This window comes from Ideonella dechloratans (genome assembly GCF_021049305.1).
GTDB classification, from domain to species: domain Bacteria; phylum Pseudomonadota; class Gammaproteobacteria; order Burkholderiales; family Burkholderiaceae_C; genus Ideonella; species Ideonella dechloratans.
In genome coordinates this window covers 3,321,002-3,335,510 of sequence record NZ_CP088081.1, presented here as the reverse complement: position 1 = coordinate 3,335,510, position 14,509 = coordinate 3,321,002, and the positions used below count along the sequence as shown (strand labels likewise).

The 14,509-nt window shown below is 64.1% G+C and carries 15 protein-coding genes; 14 read left to right on the top strand and 1 reads right to left on the bottom strand.

What is annotated here, in order from left to right; translation table 11 throughout:
- Positions 1 to 6 precede the first annotated feature (6 nt).
- A complete protein-coding gene (gene rpoC / locus LRM40_RS15515) occupies positions 7 to 4,230 on the top strand; it encodes a DNA-directed RNA polymerase subunit beta' (RefSeq protein ID WP_151123653.1) in 4,224 nt (1,407 codons plus the stop codon).
- A 60-nt stretch (positions 4,231 to 4,290) separates the two neighbouring features.
- Here the strand turns inward: rpoC and LRM40_RS15510 are convergent, their stop codons facing one another.
- The gene (locus LRM40_RS15510; RefSeq protein WP_151123652.1) at positions 4,291 to 4,746 is read right to left on the bottom strand and encodes a PIN domain-containing protein; all 456 of its coding nucleotides are present in this window, start codon (positions 4,744 to 4,746) and stop codon (positions 4,291 to 4,293) included.
- Positions 4,747 to 5,016: 270 nt separating this feature from the next.
- Here LRM40_RS15510 and rpsL point away from each other — a divergent pair, with 270 nt between their 5' ends.
- The 13 genes from rpsL (at position 5,017) to rplP (ending at position 14,502) form a co-directional block, all read left to right on the top strand.
- On the top strand, positions 5,017 to 5,394 hold the full coding sequence (gene rpsL, locus LRM40_RS15505) for a 30S ribosomal protein S12 (protein WP_022979311.1): 378 nt from the start codon (positions 5,017 to 5,019) through the stop codon (positions 5,392 to 5,394).
- 193 nt (positions 5,395 to 5,587) lie between these two features.
- Complete coding sequence (gene rpsG / locus LRM40_RS15500) at positions 5,588 to 6,058, top strand: 30S ribosomal protein S7 (RefSeq protein WP_022979312.1); 471 nt, start codon at positions 5,588 to 5,590, stop codon at positions 6,056 to 6,058.
- A gap of 62 nt (positions 6,059 to 6,120) precedes the next feature.
- A complete protein-coding gene (gene fusA, locus LRM40_RS15495) occupies positions 6,121 to 8,223 on the top strand; it encodes an elongation factor G (RefSeq protein WP_151123651.1) in 2,103 nt (700 codons plus the stop codon).
- A 158-nt stretch (positions 8,224 to 8,381) separates the two neighbouring features.
- Entirely contained in the window at positions 8,382 to 9,572 is a 1,191-nt protein-coding gene (tuf, locus tag LRM40_RS15490) for an elongation factor Tu (protein WP_151123650.1), read from the top strand.
- 65 nt (positions 9,573 to 9,637) lie between these two features.
- Entirely contained in the window at positions 9,638 to 9,949 is a 312-nt protein-coding gene (gene rpsJ, locus LRM40_RS15485; RefSeq protein WP_019561663.1) for a 30S ribosomal protein S10, read from the top strand.
- 230 nt (positions 9,950 to 10,179) lie between these two features.
- Positions 10,180 to 10,851 (top strand): 50S ribosomal protein L3, encoded by a 672-nt coding sequence (rplC, locus tag LRM40_RS15480; protein WP_151123649.1) that lies wholly within the window; start codon positions 10,180 to 10,182, stop codon positions 10,849 to 10,851.
- On the top strand, positions 10,851 to 11,471 hold the full coding sequence (gene rplD, locus LRM40_RS15475) for a 50S ribosomal protein L4 (protein WP_022982231.1): 621 nt from the start codon (positions 10,851 to 10,853) through the stop codon (positions 11,469 to 11,471). The genes rplC and rplD overlap by 1 nt, the downstream gene beginning before the upstream one ends.
- Positions 11,468 to 11,779, top strand: a complete 312-nt coding sequence (gene rplW / locus LRM40_RS15470; RefSeq protein WP_022982230.1) for a 50S ribosomal protein L23 — start codon at positions 11,468 to 11,470, stop codon at positions 11,777 to 11,779. The genes rplD and rplW overlap by 4 nt, the downstream gene beginning before the upstream one ends.
- A 3-nt stretch (positions 11,780 to 11,782) precedes the next feature.
- Positions 11,783 to 12,607 carry a 50S ribosomal protein L2 gene (rplB, locus tag LRM40_RS15465; protein WP_022982229.1) on the top strand — a complete coding sequence of 275 codons (825 nt, stop codon included), beginning with the start codon at positions 11,783 to 11,785 and terminating at the stop codon, positions 12,605 to 12,607.
- Positions 12,608 to 12,617: 10 nt separating this feature from the next.
- On the top strand, positions 12,618 to 12,893 hold the full coding sequence (gene rpsS / locus LRM40_RS15460) for a 30S ribosomal protein S19 (RefSeq protein WP_022982228.1): 276 nt from the start codon (positions 12,618 to 12,620) through the stop codon (positions 12,891 to 12,893).
- Positions 12,894 to 12,904: 11 nt separating this feature from the next.
- On the top strand, positions 12,905 to 13,234 hold the full coding sequence (gene rplV, locus LRM40_RS15455) for a 50S ribosomal protein L22 (RefSeq protein ID WP_026096979.1): 330 nt from the start codon (positions 12,905 to 12,907) through the stop codon (positions 13,232 to 13,234).
- 15 nt (positions 13,235 to 13,249) lie between these two features.
- Positions 13,250 to 14,083, top strand: a complete 834-nt coding sequence (gene rpsC / locus LRM40_RS15450) for a 30S ribosomal protein S3 (protein ID WP_022982226.1) — start codon at positions 13,250 to 13,252, stop codon at positions 14,081 to 14,083.
- Positions 14,084 to 14,085: 2 nt separating this feature from the next.
- Positions 14,086 to 14,502 (top strand): 50S ribosomal protein L16, encoded by a 417-nt coding sequence (rplP, locus tag LRM40_RS15445; RefSeq protein WP_151123648.1) that lies wholly within the window; start codon positions 14,086 to 14,088, stop codon positions 14,500 to 14,502.
- The last annotated feature ends 7 nt before the right edge of the window (positions 14,503 to 14,509 follow it).

The window sequence follows — 14,509 nt, the reverse complement described above, 5'->3', positions numbered from 1 at the left end:
AGACACATGAAAGGCTTGCTGGACCTGTTCAAGCAGTTCACCCCCGACGAGCACTTCGACGCGATCAAGATTGGGCTGGCCTCGCCCGAGAAGATTCGCTCGTGGTCCTTCGGTGAGGTGAAGAAGCCCGAGACGATCAACTACCGCACGTTCAAGCCCGAGCGTGACGGTCTGTTCTGCGCCAAGATCTTCGGCCCCATCAAGGACTACGAGTGCCTGTGCGGCAAGTACAAGCGCCTGAAGCACCGTGGCGTGATCTGCGAGAAGTGCGGCGTTGAAGTCACCCAGACCAAGGTGCGTCGCGAGCGCATGGGTCACATCGACCTGGCCGCGCCCTGCGCCCACATCTGGTTCCTGAAGTCGCTGCCGTCGCGTCTGGGCCTGGTCCTGGACATGACGCTGCGCGACATCGAGCGCGTGCTGTACTTCGAAGCCTACGTGGTGGTGGACCCGGGCATGACCCCGCTGAAGAAGTTCAGCATCATGTCCGAGGACGACTACGACGCGAAGCGCCAGGAGTTCGGTGACGAGTTCGTCGCGCTGATGGGTGCCGAAGGCATCCAGAAGCTGCTGGCCGACATGGACCTGGACGTCGAGATCGACCGCCTGCGCAACGACATGACCGGCAGCGAGCTGAAGGTCAAGAAGAACAGCAAGCGCCTGAAGGTCATGGAGGCCTTCAAGAAGTCGGGCATCAAGCCCGAGTGGATGATCATGACGGTGCTGCCGGTGCTGCCGCCGGACCTGCGTCCGCTGGTGCCGCTGGACGGCGGCCGTTTCGCCACCTCGGACCTGAACGACCTTTACCGTCGCGTCATCAACCGCAACAACCGTCTGGCCCGCCTGCTGGAACTCAAGGCCCCTGAGATCATCGTGCGCAACGAAAAGCGCATGCTGCAGGAAGCCGTGGACAGCCTGCTGGACAACGGCCGTCGCGGCAAGGCCATGACCGGCGCGAACAAGCGTGCCCTCAAGTCGCTGGCCGACATGATCAAGGGCAAGTCGGGCCGCTTCCGTCAGAACCTGCTGGGCAAGCGCGTCGACTACTCCGGCCGTTCCGTCATCACCGTGGGCCCGACCCTCAAGCTGCACCAGTGCGGCCTGCCCAAGCTGATGGCCCTGGAGCTGTTCAAGCCCTTCATCTTCTCGCGCCTGGAGGCGATGGGCATCGCCACCACCATCAAGGCGGCGAAGAAGGAAGTGGAATCGGGCACGCCGGTGGTCTGGGACATCCTTGAAGAAGTCATCAAGGAACACCCGGTCATGCTGAACCGCGCCCCGACGCTGCACCGTCTGGGCATCCAGGCCTTCGAGCCGGTGCTGATCGAAGGCAAGGCCATCCAGCTGCACCCGCTGGTCTGCGCGGCCTTCAACGCCGACTTCGACGGTGACCAGATGGCCGTGCACGTGCCGCTGTCCATCGAAGCGCAGATGGAAGCCCGCGCCCTGATGCTGGCCTCCAACAACGTGCTGTTCCCGGCCTCGGGCGAGCCGTCCATCGTGCCGTCGCAGGACGTGGTGCTGGGCCTGTACTACTCGACCCGCGAGCGCACCAACGCCAAGGGCGAGGGCATGGTCTTCTCCGACACCGTGGAACTGCGCCGTGCGCTGGACTGCGGCGCCGTGGAGATCACCGCCAAGATCAGCGTGCGCCTGACCGAGTGGACCAAGGACGACAACGGTGAATTCCAGCCCCAGCTCAAGCTGGTGGAGACCACCGTGGGCCGTGCGCTGCTGTCGGAGATCCTGCCCAAGGGCCTGCCCTTCTCCAACCTCAACAAGGCCCTGAAGAAGAAGGAGATCAGCAAGCTGATCAACACCTCCTTCCGCAAGTGCGGCCTGAAGGAAACCGTCGTCTTCGCCGACAAGCTGCTGCAGTCGGGCTTCCGCCTGGCCACGCGCGCCGGCATCTCGATCGCCATCGAGGACATGCTGGTGCCGCCGCAGAAGGTGGGCCTGATCGACCGCGCCGAGAAGGAAGTCAAGGAGATCGAGCAGCAGTACGTCTCGGGTCTCGTGACCGCCGGCGAGCGCTACAACAAGGTCGTGGACATCTGGGGCAAGACCGGTGACGAGGTGGGCAAGGTCATGATGGGCCAGCTCTCCAAGGAAAAGGTCATCGACCGCAACGGCAAGGAAGTGGATCAGGAGTCCTTCAACTCCATCTACATGATGGCCGACTCCGGCGCCCGGGGTTCTGCCGCGCAGATCCGCCAGCTCGCCGGGATGCGGGGCCTGATGGCCAAGCCGGACGGCTCGATCATCGAGACCCCCATCACCGCGAACTTCCGCGAAGGCCTGAACGTTCTGCAGTACTTCATCTCCACCCACGGTGCCCGTAAGGGCCTGGCGGACACGGCGCTGAAGACCGCGAATTCCGGCTACCTGACCCGTCGTCTGGTGGACGTGACCCAGGATCTGGTGGTGACCGAGGACGATTGCGGCACCGAGGCCGGCTTCGCGATGCGCGCGCTGGTCGAAGGCGGTGAGGTCATCGAATCCCTGCGCGACCGCGTGCTGGGCCGCGTGACCGCCGTCGAAGTGGTGCACCCGGAAACCCAGCAGGTGCTGATCGACGCCGGCACCATGCTGGACGAGGACACCCTGGACGCCATCGAGTCGGCCGGCGTGGACGAGATCAAGGTCCGCACTCCGCTGACTTGCGAGACCCGTTACGGTCTGTGCGCCAAGTGCTACGGCCGCGATCTGGGCCGCGGTGGCCTGGTCAACACCGGTGAGGCTGTGGGCGTGATCGCCGCGCAGTCGATCGGCGAGCCGGGCACGCAGCTGACCATGCGGACCTTCCACATCGGTGGTGCGGCCTCGCGCGCGGCCATCGCCTCCAGTGTCGACGCCAAGTCGGACGGCATCATCGGCTTCAACGCTACGATGCGCTACGTCACGAACGGCAAGGGCGAGCTGGTGGTGATCTCGCGTTCGGGCGAAATCGTCATCACCGACCCGCACGGCCGTGAGCGCGAGCGTCACAAGGTGCCGTACGGCGCGATCCTGAACGTCAAGGCCGACCAGACCATCAAGGCCGGCACCATCCTGGGCAACTGGGACCCGCTGACCCGCCCGATCATCACGGAATTCGCCGGCAAGGCGAAGTTCGAGAACGTCGAGGAAGGTGTCACCGTGGCCAAGCAGGTGGACGAGGTCACCGGCCTGTCCACCCTGGTGGTGATCGACCCCAAGCGCCGCGGCGCCGCCAAGGTGGTGCGCCCCCAGGTCAAGCTGCTGGATGCCAACGGCCAGGAAGTGAAGATCCCGGGCACCGACCACTCGGTGACCATCGGCTTCCAGGTCGGCGCGCTGATCCAGATCCGCGACGGCCAGGACCTGGCCCCGGGTGAAGTGCTGGCCCGCATCCCGGTCGAAGGTCAGAAGACCCGTGACATCACCGGCGGTCTGCCGCGGGTGGCCGAGCTGTTCGAAGCCCGTTCGCCCAAGGACAAGGGCACGCTGGCCGAGATCACCGGCACGGTGTCCTTCGGCAAGGAGACCAAGGGCAAGGTGCGCCTGCAGATCACCGACCCGGACGGCAAGGTCTGGGAAGAGCTGGTGCCCAAGGAAAAGAACATCCTGGTGCACGAAGGTCAGGTGGTGAACCGCGGCGAACTGATCGTCGACGGCGCGGCCGATCCGCAGGACATCCTGCGTCTGCTGGGCGTCGAGGAACTGGCCCGCTACATCGTCGACGAGGTGCAGGACGTCTACCGTCTGCAGGGCGTGAAGATCAACGACAAGCACATCGAGGTGATCGTTCGCCAGATGCTGCGCCGCGTGCAGATCGTCAACCCGGGCGACTCGTCCTACATCGCCGGCGAGCAGGTGGAGCGCTCGGAGCTGTTCATCACCAACGAGAAGCTGCGCAGCGAGGACAAGATCCCCGCGACCTACGCCGACGTGCTGCTGGGCATCACCAAGGCGTCCCTGTCGACCGACTCGTTCATCTCCGCGGCGTCCTTCCAGGAAACCACCCGCGTGCTGACCGAAGCGGCCATCATGGGCAAGCGCGACGAGCTGCGTGGCCTGAAGGAAAACGTGATCGTGGGTCGCCTGATTCCGGCCGGCACCGGCATGGCCTTCCACCAGGCCCGCAAGGCCAAGGAAGAGATGGACGAGACCGAGCGTCGTGCCATCGCCCTGCAGGAAGCCGAGGAACTCGCCTCGGCCCAGCTGGCCAGCCTGGATGCCGCCTCCGGCACCGAGCCGAGCGCCGACTGATTCCCGGCGACGAGGCCAACATGAAAGGCGCCCCTCGGGGCGCCTTTTTTCATGCGGCGCTCACGCCGAGGGCGCGGGCGACCACAGATGGGGGGGGGTCACCACCAGGCCCGTCTGCGCCAAGCACCGACGCGCCAGCTTGAGCACCGCCTTGTCCCGGCTCACCAGCCAGGTGGCACCGCCCAGCAGCGCCAGATCGATGAACTTCTGATCATCGGTGTCCCGGCAACGGGGCCAGCCCCCCAGGGGCGGCTGCGGCGTGGGGCGGATCTCGGCCCAGCGGTCGAAGGCGGCCAGCACCGCCTGACCCGCCGGGGCGTGACGTCCCGGGATGCCCCTGGCCAGCACATGGGCCAGTTCGTCCCGCATCGCGGCGGTGGCGATCCAGTGCCAGTGGCCGGCCGCCAGGCTTTCCGACCAGTGCCTGCAAGCGGGATTGTCGAAGTAGTGCCAGTCCAGCACGGACTGGCTGTCGATCACGGCGCAGGGGCGGGATGTGGAGGCAGGCGGGTTCATGGCGAGCGAGCCGTGGCTTGCAAGGGGGTAACCCCTGCCACTATAATCGAGGGCTTTTCGACGGCCGGGTGAGCTCGGGCGTCGGATTTGGCTTGTCCGGCCAGGGTGGCAAGGTGCTCGATTCAGCTGTGTTTGGCTGTTTTTCGGGTGTGCTGTGCGGCCCGGGCGGAGGGTCCTGTGGCGTCGGGGTGCGTGAACCTGCTTCATCGGCAGGAGGGCGCGCCCTGGTGCCTTTTTGTCGTCGTAACTTCAAACGGGAACAAGTTACCCATGCCCACCATCAACCAGCTCGTGCGCCACGGCCGTCAGGTCGAAGTCACGAAGTCCAAGTCGCCTGCGATGCAGAACTGCCCGCAGCGCCGCGGTGTCTGCACCCGCGTCTACACCACCACGCCGAAGAAGCCGAACTCGGCGCTGCGGAAGGTGGCCAAGGTGCGCCTGACCAACGGTTTCGAGGTCATCTCGTACATCGGCGGTGAAGGCCACAACCTGCAAGAACACAGCGTCGTGCTCGTGCGCGGCGGCCGTGTGAAGGACTTGCCGGGTGTGCGTTACCACATCGTCCGCGGTTCCCTGGACCTGCAGGGCGTGAAGGATCGCAAGCAGGCGCGTTCCAAGTACGGCGCCAAGCGCCCCAAGAAGGCCTAAGCCGCTTTCTTGAAAACAGGATGTCACGCCCGGCCGTCAGGCTTGCGGTGTGGAAGTTGCGGTGAATCCGGACGTCCGGAAGCCACCGAGTAAGTGAGGGTCCTGCCACCGGTCTTCAAATCAAGGTGGTCATGGTGCTCTCGCGGTGTCGGGAATGCGAATCCCGGTGCCAACTGAAGATGAAGGAAGAGAAATGCCTCGTCGTCGCGAAGTCCCCAAGCGCGAAATCCTGCCGGATCCGAAGTTCGGATCGGTGGATCTGTCCAAGTTCATGAACGTGATCATGGAATCCGGCAAGAAGGCCGTGGCCGAACGCATCATCTACGGTGCGCTCGACCAGGTTGAGCAGAAAGCCAAGAAGGACCCGCTGGAGGTCTTCATGGTTGCGCTGAACAACGTCAAGCCGATGGTCGAAGTCAAGAGCCGCCGCGTCGGTGGTGCGAACTACCAAGTTCCCGTGGAAGTTCGTCCCGTCCGCCGGATGGCCCTGGCCATGCGTTGGCTGAAGGAATCGGCCCGCAAGCGTGGTGAGAAGTCGATGGCTGCCCGCCTGGCCAATGAACTGCTGGAAGCCTCCGAAGGCCGCGGCGGCGCCATGAAGAAGCGTGACGAAGTGCACCGCATGGCCGAGGCCAACAAGGCCTTCTCGCACTTCCGCTTCTAAAACCCTGTCCCCTGGCCGCCATCGGACATCCCGGTGGCGGCAATTCCTCTTTGGAGTGAACCATGGCTCGCAAGACCCCCATCGAGCGCTACCGCAACATCGGTATCTCGGCGCACATCGACGCTGGCAAGACCACGACGACCGAACGCATCCTGTACTACACCGGTGTGAACCACAAGATCGGTGAAGTGCACGACGGTGCCGCCACGATGGACTGGATGGAGCAAGAGCAGGAACGCGGCATCACCATCACGTCTGCGGCCACCACCTGTTTCTGGAAGGGCATGGACATGTCCTATCCGGAGCACCGCTTCAACATCATCGACACCCCGGGACACGTGGACTTCACCATCGAGGTGGAGCGTTCCATGCGCGTCCTGGACGGCGCCTGCATGGTCTATTGCGCCGTGGGTGGCGTGCAGCCGCAGTCGGAAACCGTCTGGCGTCAGGCCAACAAGTACAAGGTGCCCCGTCTGGCGTTCGTCAACAAGATGGACCGCACCGGCGCGAACTTCTTCAAGGTCGTTGACCAGATGAAGACGCGCCTGAAGGCCAACCCCGTGCCCATCGTGATCCCCATCGGCGCCGAAGACAACTTCACCGGCGTGGTGGACCTGATCAAGATGAAGGCCATCATCTGGGACGAGGCCTCGCAGGGCATGAAGTTCTCGTACGAGGACATCCCGGCGGATCTGGTCGGCGTGGCCCAGGAATGGCGCGAGAAGATGGTCGAGGCTGCTGCCGAGGCCAACGAAGAGCTGATGAACAAGTACCTGGAAGAGGGTGACCTCTCCGAGGAAGAGATCAAGCTCGCCCTGCGTCAGCGCACCATCGCGACCGAAATCCAGCCGATGCTGTGCGGCACCGCCTTCAAGAACAAGGGTGTGCAGCGCATGCTGGACGCCGTGATCGACTTCCTGCCGTCGCCGGTGGACATCCCTCCGGTGAAGGGCACGGACGAAGACGAGAAGGAAGTCAGCCGTCAGGCCGACGACAACGAGAAGTTCGCCGCGCTGGCCTTCAAGCTGATGACCGACCCGTTCGTCGGCCAGCTGACCTTCGTGCGCGTCTACTCGGGCATCCTGGCTTCGGGCGCCAGCGTCTTCAACCCCATCAAGGGCAAGAAGGAGCGTATCGGCCGGATCCTGCAGATGCACGCCAACCAGCGTGAGGAAATCAAGGAAATTCTGGCCGGCGACATCGCCGCCTGCGTGGGCCTGAAGGACGTGACCACGGGTGAGACCCTGTGCGATCCGGAAGCCGTGATCACGCTGGAAAAGATGGTCTTCCCCGAGCCGGTGATCTCGCAGGCCGTGGAACCCAAGACCAAGGCCGACCAGGAAAAGATGGGTATCGCCCTGGGCCGTCTGGCTGCGGAAGATCCCTCGTTCCGCGTGCGCACCGACGAAGAGTCCGGCCAGACCATCATCTCCGGCATGGGCGAGCTGCACCTGGAAATCATCGTCGACCGCATGAAGCGCGAGTTCGGCGTGGAGGCCAACGTGGGCAAGCCGCAGGTGGCCTACCGCGAAACCATCCGCAAGGCGGTGGAAGACGTGGAAGGCAAGTTCGTTCGCCAGTCCGGTGGTAAGGGCCAGTACGGTCACGTCGTGCTGAAGATCGAGCCGCTGGAGCCGGGCAAGGGCTTCGAGTTCGTCGACGCCATCAAGGGCGGTGTGGTGCCGCGTGAATTCATTCCCGCGGTCGAGAAGGGCCTGATCGACACGCTGCCGAACGGCGTGCTGGCCGGCTTCCCGGTGGTGGACGTGAAGGTCACGCTGACCTTCGGTTCGTACCACGATGTGGACTCGAACGAAAACGCCTTCAAGATGGCGGCTTCGATCGGTTTCAAGGACGGCTGCCGCAAGGCCAACCCCGTCATCCTGGAGCCGATGATGGCCGTGGAAGTCGAGACGCCGGAAGACTACGCCGGCACGGTGATGGGCGATCTGTCCAGCCGCCGTGGCATGGTGCAGGGCATGGACGACATCCCGGGCGGCGGCAAGATCATCAAGGCCGAGGTCCCGCTGTCGGAAATGTTCGGCTACTCGACCTCGCTGCGTTCCGCCACGCAAGGCCGTGCCACGTACACGATGGAGTTCAAGCACTACAGCGAAGCTCCGAAGAACGTGGCCGACGCGATCATCACCGCGCGCGCCAAGTAAACCCCTCACCGCCGGCGGCCTGATGGCCGCCGGCGTGTCGAGGACATCCGATGGTCTTCGGCGCCCCGCATGACGGGGTGGGCCTGCTGCCCGTGGCAGCCTGGGCCGGAGACCTTAAACGCACACGGGCAGTTGTTCTTTCTTTCGGAGATTCAGAAATGGCAAAAGGCAAGTTTGAACGGACCAAGCCGCACGTGAACGTGGGCACGATTGGTCACGTGGACCATGGCAAGACGACGCTGACGGCGGCGATCACGACCATCCTGTCGAGCAAGTTCGGCGGCGAGGCCAAGGCCTACGACCAGATCGACGCTGCGCCCGAAGAGAAGGCCCGCGGCATCACGATCAACACCGCACACGTCGAGTACGAGACCGCCAACCGCCACTACGCCCACGTGGACTGCCCGGGTCACGCCGACTATGTGAAGAACATGATCACCGGCGCGGCGCAGATGGACGGCGCGATCCTGGTGTGCTCGGCCGCTGACGGCCCGATGCCCCAGACCCGCGAGCACATCCTGCTGGCCCGTCAGGTGGGCGTGCCCTACATCATCGTGTTCCTGAACAAGTGCGACATGGTCGATGACGCCGAGCTGTTGGAACTGGTGGAAATGGAAGTGCGCGAGCTGCTGAGCAAGTACGACTTCCCGGGCGACGACACCCCGATCGTGAAGGGCTCGGCCAAGCTGGCGCTCGAAGGCGACAAGGGCGAGTTGGGCGAACAGGCCATCATGAAGCTGGCTGACGCGCTGGACACCTACATCCCGACGCCCGAGCGCGCCGTGGACGGTGCCTTCCTGATGCCGGTGGAAGACGTGTTCTCGATCTCGGGTCGCGGCACCGTGGTGACCGGTCGTGTCGAGCGCGGCGTGATCAAGGTTGGCGAAGAAATCGAAATCGTCGGTATCAAGGCCACCCAGAAGACCACCTGCACCGGCGTGGAAATGTTCCGCAAGCTGCTGGACCAAGGTCAAGCGGGCGACAACGTCGGCATCCTGCTGCGCGGCACCAAGCGTGAAGACGTCGAGCGCGGCCAAGTGCTGGCCAAGCCCGGCTCGATCACCCCGCACACGCACTTCACCGCCGAGGTGTACGTGCTGAGCAAGGACGAAGGCGGCCGCCACACCCCGTTCTTCAACAACTACCGTCCCCAGTTCTACTTCCGTACCACGGACGTGACCGGTGCGGTGGAACTGCCGAAGGACAAGGAAATGGTGATGCCGGGCGACAACGTGTCGATCACCGTCAAGCTGATCGCCCCGATCGCCATGGAAGAAGGCCTGCGCTTCGCCATCCGTGAAGGCGGTCGCACCGTCGGCGCCGGCGTCGTTGCCAAGATCATCGAGTAATTGCATGACCGGCCGGTCCTGGTATCGCACCAGGCCGGCTTCATCGCTCTTTACAAGGAACCGTCATGCAAAAGCAAAAGATCCGCATCCGTCTGAAGGCCTTCGATTACAAGCTGATCGACCAATCGGCTCTGGAAATCGTTGACACCGCCAAGCGCACCGGCGCGATCGTCAAGGGCCCGGTGCCCCTGCCGACCCGCATGCAGCGTTTCGACATCCTGCGCTCGCCGCACGTCAACAAGACCAGCCGCGACCAGTTCGAGATCCGCACGCACCAGCGTCTGATGGACATCGTCGATCCGACCGACAAGACCGTCGACGCCCTGATGAAGCTGGACCTGCCGGCTGGCGTGGACGTCGAGATCAAGCTGCAGTAATCCACTGTTGCTGGGGTGGGGCAGTTGCGGCGATCGCCACAGCTGCTATACTCGCAAGCTTTTGGACGATTGGCCGCCTTCGGGCGGCCTTTCGTCCACTGTCCGTTTCGGGTGGTGGCATTTCGGTGCGGCCGCCCGAGGCGGAGTACGTCGACCCGGCCAATCGCTGTCGGGTCTGTGAAAAACCCAGCCCTTCGAGCCATTGAGGCCAGAAGGGGCGGAGAAAAACCATGAGTCTGAGCAACCGTCTCGGTTTGCTGGGCCGCAAGGTGGGCATGATGCGCGTGTTCACGGACGATGGCGATGCCATCCCCGTGACCGTGCTCGACGTGTCCAACAACCGCGTCACCCAGGTCAAGACCGTTGAGACCGACGGCTACAGCGCCCTCCAAGTGGCGTTCGGCGCGCGCAAGGCATCGCGCGTGACCAAGCCGGAAGCTGGCCACCTTGCCAAGGCAGGTGTGGAAGCCGGTGAAATCCTGAAGGAATTCCGCGTCGAAGCCACCGTGGCCGCCGAATACAAGGCCGGCGCCACCGTGCCCGTGACGCTGTTTGCCGCGGGCCAGAAGGTCGACGTGCAGGGCACCTCGATCGGTAAGGGCTACGCCGGCACCATCAAGCGCCACAACTTCGGCTCGCAGCGCGCGTCGCACGGTAACAGCCGTTCGCACAACGTGCCGGGTTCGATCTCGATGGCGCAGGACCCGGGCCGCGTGTTCCCGGGCAAGAAGATGACCGGTCACATGGGCGATGAGACCGTGACCACCCAGAACCTGGACATCGTCCGCGTGGACGAGGCCCGCCAGCTGCTGCTGGTCAAGGGTGCGGTGCCGGGCGCCAAGAACGGTTTCGTGACCGTGCGTCCGGCCGTCAAGGCCAAGGTCAAGAAGGGAGCCAACTGATGCAACTCGAGCTCCTGAACGAACAAGGTCAGGCCACCTCGAAGGTGGACGCTCCTGACACCGTGTTTGCCCGCGACTACAACGAAGCGCTGGTGCACCAGATCGTGGTGGCCTATCAGGCCAACGCCCGCTCCGGTACCCGCAAGCAGCTGACCCGTCGCGAGGTTCATCACTCGACCAAGAAGCCCTTCCGCCAGAAGGGCACCGGCAACGCGCGTGCTGGTATGACCTCCTCGCCGCTGTGGCGCGGGGGTGGTCGCATCTTCCCGAACACCCCTGACGAGAACTTCTCGCAGAAGGTCAACAAGAAGATGTACCGCGCCGGTATCGCCACCATCCTGTCCCAGCTGGCCCGCGACGGCCGTCTGGCTGTGGTGGACTCGCTGACCGTGGAAGCGCCCAAGACCAAGCTGCTGGCCTCGAAGTTCAAGGCCATGGGTCTGGATTCCGTGATGGTCATCACCGACCAGCTGGACGACAACCTGGCGCTGGCTTCGCGCAACCTGCACAACGTGCTGGTGGTCGAGCCCCGTTACGCCGATCCGCTGTCGCTGGTCTTCTACAAGAAGGTGCTGGTGACCAAGGCTGCGGTGGAACAGCTCAAGGAGATGTTCGAATGAGCGCCAAGTTCAATGAGGGCCGTCTGGCCCAGGTGCTGGTCGCCCCGGTGATCTCCGAGAAGGCCACCCAGGTTGCTGAGAAGCACAACCAGGTCCTGTTCAAGGTCCTGCGGGACGCCACCAAGCCCGAGATCAAGGCCGCCGTCGAGCTGCTGTTCAAGGTCGAGGTCGAGTCGGTGTCCGTCGTCAACGTGAAGGGCAAGGTCAAGCGCTTCGGCAAGAACATGGGCCGTCGGGACCATGTCAAGAAGGCGTATGTCGCGCTGAAGGCCGGCCAGGAGCTCAACTTCTCCGGGGAGGCCGCGTAAATCATGGCAGTCGTCAAAGTCAAGCCGACCTCGCCCGGCCGTCGTGCCGTCGTCAAGGTCGTTCACAAGCACCTGCACAAGGGCGCTCCGGAAGCTTCGCTGCTGGAACCGCAAAAGCAGAATGCTGGCCGCAACAACAACGGCCACATCACGATGCGCCACAAGGGCGGTGGTCACAAGCACCACTACCGTGTGGTGGACTTCAAGCGCAACAAGGACGGCATTCCCGCCAAGGTTGAGCGCATCGAGTACGACCCGAACCGCACGGCCCACATCGCTCTGGTGTGCTATGCCGACGGTGAACGTCGCTACATCATCGCGCCGCGCGGTCTGGAAGTCGGTGCCACCATCCTGAGCGGCTCGGAAGCGCCGATCAAGGCTGGCAACACCCTGCCGATCCGCAACATCCCCGTGGGTTCGACCATCCACTGCGTGGAACTGCTGCCGGGCAAGGGCGCCCAGATCGCCCGCTCGGCCGGTACCGCGGTGACCCTGATGGCCCGCGAAGGTGCCTACGCCCAGGTCCGCCTGCGCTCCGGTGAAGTGCGCAAGATCCACATCGATTGCCGCGCCACCATCGGTGAAGTGAGCAACGAAGAGCACAACCTGCGCCAGTACGGCAAGGCCGGTGCGATCCGCTGGAAGGGCATCCGCCCGACCGTCCGCGGTACCGCCATGAACCCGGTGGACCACCCGCACGGTGGTGGCGAAGGCCGCACGGGCGAGGGCCAGGCTCCGGTGTCGCCGTGGAACACGCTGACCAAGGGCTACCGTACTCGCAACAACAAGCGCACGCAGACTTTCATCGTCTCGCGTCGCAAGAAGTAAGGGCTGGACCATGGCACGTTCACTCAAGAAGGGTCCGTTCGTGGACCATCACCTTCAAGCCAAGGCCGAAAAGGCCGTGGCCACGAAGGACAAGAAGCCGATCAAGACCTGGTCTCGTCGTTCGACGATCCTGCCCGACTTCATCGGTCTGACCATTGCCGTGCACAACGGCAAGCAGCACGTCCCCGTGTACGTGACCGACCAGATGGTCGGCCACAAGCTGGGCGAGTTCGCGCTGACCCGCACGTTCAAGGGTCACCCCGCGGACAAGAAGGCCAAGAAGTAAGGAGCACCGACATGGAAACGAAAGCAATCGTCCGTGGTGTGCGCCTGTCGGTGGACAAGGGTCGCCTGGTGGCTGACCTGATCCGTGGCAAGAAGGTGGACCAGGCTCTGAACATCCTGGCCTACACCCAAAAGAAGGCCGCGGGCATCGTCAAGAAGGCGCTGGAAAGCGCCATCGCCAACGCCGAACACAACGACGGCGCGGACATCGACGAACTGAAGGTCACCTCGATCTACGTGGAGCAGGGCACGACCCTGAAGCGTTTCACCGCGCGCGCCAAGGGCCGCGGCAACCGCATCAGCAAGCCGACCTGCCACATCTACGTGACCGTGGGCAACTGAGGCTAAAGGAAGACCATGGGACAGAAAATCCATCCGACCGGCTTCCGCCTGCCCGTCACCCGTGCGTGGGCGTCTCGCTGGTACGCGAACAACCGCAACTTCGCCGGCATGCTGGCCGAAGACCTGGAGGTGCGCGAGTACCTCAAGGCTCGCCTGAAGAACGCCGCCGTGTCGCGCATCCTGATCGAGCGTCCTGCCAAGAACGCCCGCATCACGATCTACTCCGCCCGTCCGGGCGTGGTGATCGGCAAGAAGGGTGAGGACATCGAAAATCTGAAGGCCGAACTGACCAAGCGTCTGGGCGTGCCGGTGGCCGTGAACATCGAGGAAGTGCGCAAGCCCGAAATCGATGCTCAGCTGATCGCCGACTCGATCACCCAGCAGCTTGAAAAGCGCATCATGTTCCGCCGCGCCATGAAGCGCGCGATGCAGAACGCGATGCGTCTGGGCGCCCAAGGCATCAAGATCATGTCCGGCGGCCGTCTGAACGGCATCGAAATCGCCCGTACCGAGTGGTACCGCGAAGGTCGCGTGCCCCTGCACACCCTGAAGGCCGACATCGACTATGGCTTCTCCGAAGCCAAGACGACCTACGGCGTGATCGGCGTGAAGGTGTGGGTGTACCGCGGTGACCGCCTGGCCAATGGCGAGGCCCCCGTGATCAAGAGCGAAGGCCCCGAAGAGGATCGCCGTCCGCGCCGCAACGCCCGTCCGGGCGCCCCGGCCGGCCGTGGTCGTCCGGGTGACCGTGCCCCGCGTGGCGACAAGCCCGCCGAGGCCGGTGCCGCGCCCGCTGCCGTCAAGCGCGTCCGCAAGGCCGCTCCGGCTGCCGAGGGCAAAGGAGAATAAGCATGCTGCAACCATCCCGTCGCAAGTTCCGCAAGGAACAGAAGGGCCGCAACACGGGTGTCGCCACCCGTGGCGCGCTGGTGTCCTTCGGTGAGTACGGCCTGAAGGCAACCGAGCGTGGTCGTCTGACCGCGCGTCAGATCGAAGCTGCTCGTCGTGCGATTTCCCGCCACATCAAGCGTGGTGGCCGCATCTTCATCCGCATCTTCCCGGACAAGCCGATTTCTCAGAAGCCTGCCGAAGTCCGTATGGGTAACGGCAAGGGCAACCCGGAGTACTACGTGGCTGAGATCCAGCCGGGCAAGGTGCTCTACGAGATCAACGGTGTGCCGGAAGCGCTGGCCCGTGAAGCGTTCACGCTGGCAGCTGCGAAGCTGCCGCTGCGTTGCACCTTCGTGGCCCGCCAGATTGGCGCCTGAGAGGAGC

What these genes read in the sequence shown, in the direction of transcription:
- rpoC (WP_151123653.1), top strand. Translation starts at nt 7, where the DNA reads ATGAAAGGCTTGCTGGACCTGTTCAAGCAGTTCACCCCCGACGAGCAC.
- LRM40_RS15510 (WP_151123652.1), bottom strand. Translation starts at nt 4,746, where the DNA reads ATGAACCCGCCTGCCTCCACATCCCGCCCCTGCGCCGTGATCGACAGC.
- rpsL (WP_022979311.1), top strand. Translation starts at nt 5,017, where the DNA reads ATGCCCACCATCAACCAGCTCGTGCGCCACGGCCGTCAGGTCGAAGTC.
- rpsG (WP_022979312.1), top strand. Translation starts at nt 5,588, where the DNA reads ATGCCTCGTCGTCGCGAAGTCCCCAAGCGCGAAATCCTGCCGGATCCG.
- fusA (WP_151123651.1), top strand. Translation starts at nt 6,121, where the DNA reads ATGGCTCGCAAGACCCCCATCGAGCGCTACCGCAACATCGGTATCTCG.
- tuf (WP_151123650.1), top strand. Translation starts at nt 8,382, where the DNA reads ATGGCAAAAGGCAAGTTTGAACGGACCAAGCCGCACGTGAACGTGGGC.
- rpsJ (WP_019561663.1), top strand. Translation starts at nt 9,638, where the DNA reads ATGCAAAAGCAAAAGATCCGCATCCGTCTGAAGGCCTTCGATTACAAG.
- rplC (WP_151123649.1), top strand. Translation starts at nt 10,180, where the DNA reads ATGAGTCTGAGCAACCGTCTCGGTTTGCTGGGCCGCAAGGTGGGCATG.
- rplD (WP_022982231.1), top strand. Translation starts at nt 10,851, where the DNA reads ATGCAACTCGAGCTCCTGAACGAACAAGGTCAGGCCACCTCGAAGGTG.
- rplW (WP_022982230.1), top strand. Translation starts at nt 11,468, where the DNA reads ATGAGCGCCAAGTTCAATGAGGGCCGTCTGGCCCAGGTGCTGGTCGCC.
- rplB (WP_022982229.1), top strand. Translation starts at nt 11,783, where the DNA reads ATGGCAGTCGTCAAAGTCAAGCCGACCTCGCCCGGCCGTCGTGCCGTC.
- rpsS (WP_022982228.1), top strand. Translation starts at nt 12,618, where the DNA reads ATGGCACGTTCACTCAAGAAGGGTCCGTTCGTGGACCATCACCTTCAA.
- rplV (WP_026096979.1), top strand. Translation starts at nt 12,905, where the DNA reads ATGGAAACGAAAGCAATCGTCCGTGGTGTGCGCCTGTCGGTGGACAAG.
- rpsC (WP_022982226.1), top strand. Translation starts at nt 13,250, where the DNA reads ATGGGACAGAAAATCCATCCGACCGGCTTCCGCCTGCCCGTCACCCGT.
- rplP (WP_151123648.1), top strand. Translation starts at nt 14,086, where the DNA reads ATGCTGCAACCATCCCGTCGCAAGTTCCGCAAGGAACAGAAGGGCCGC.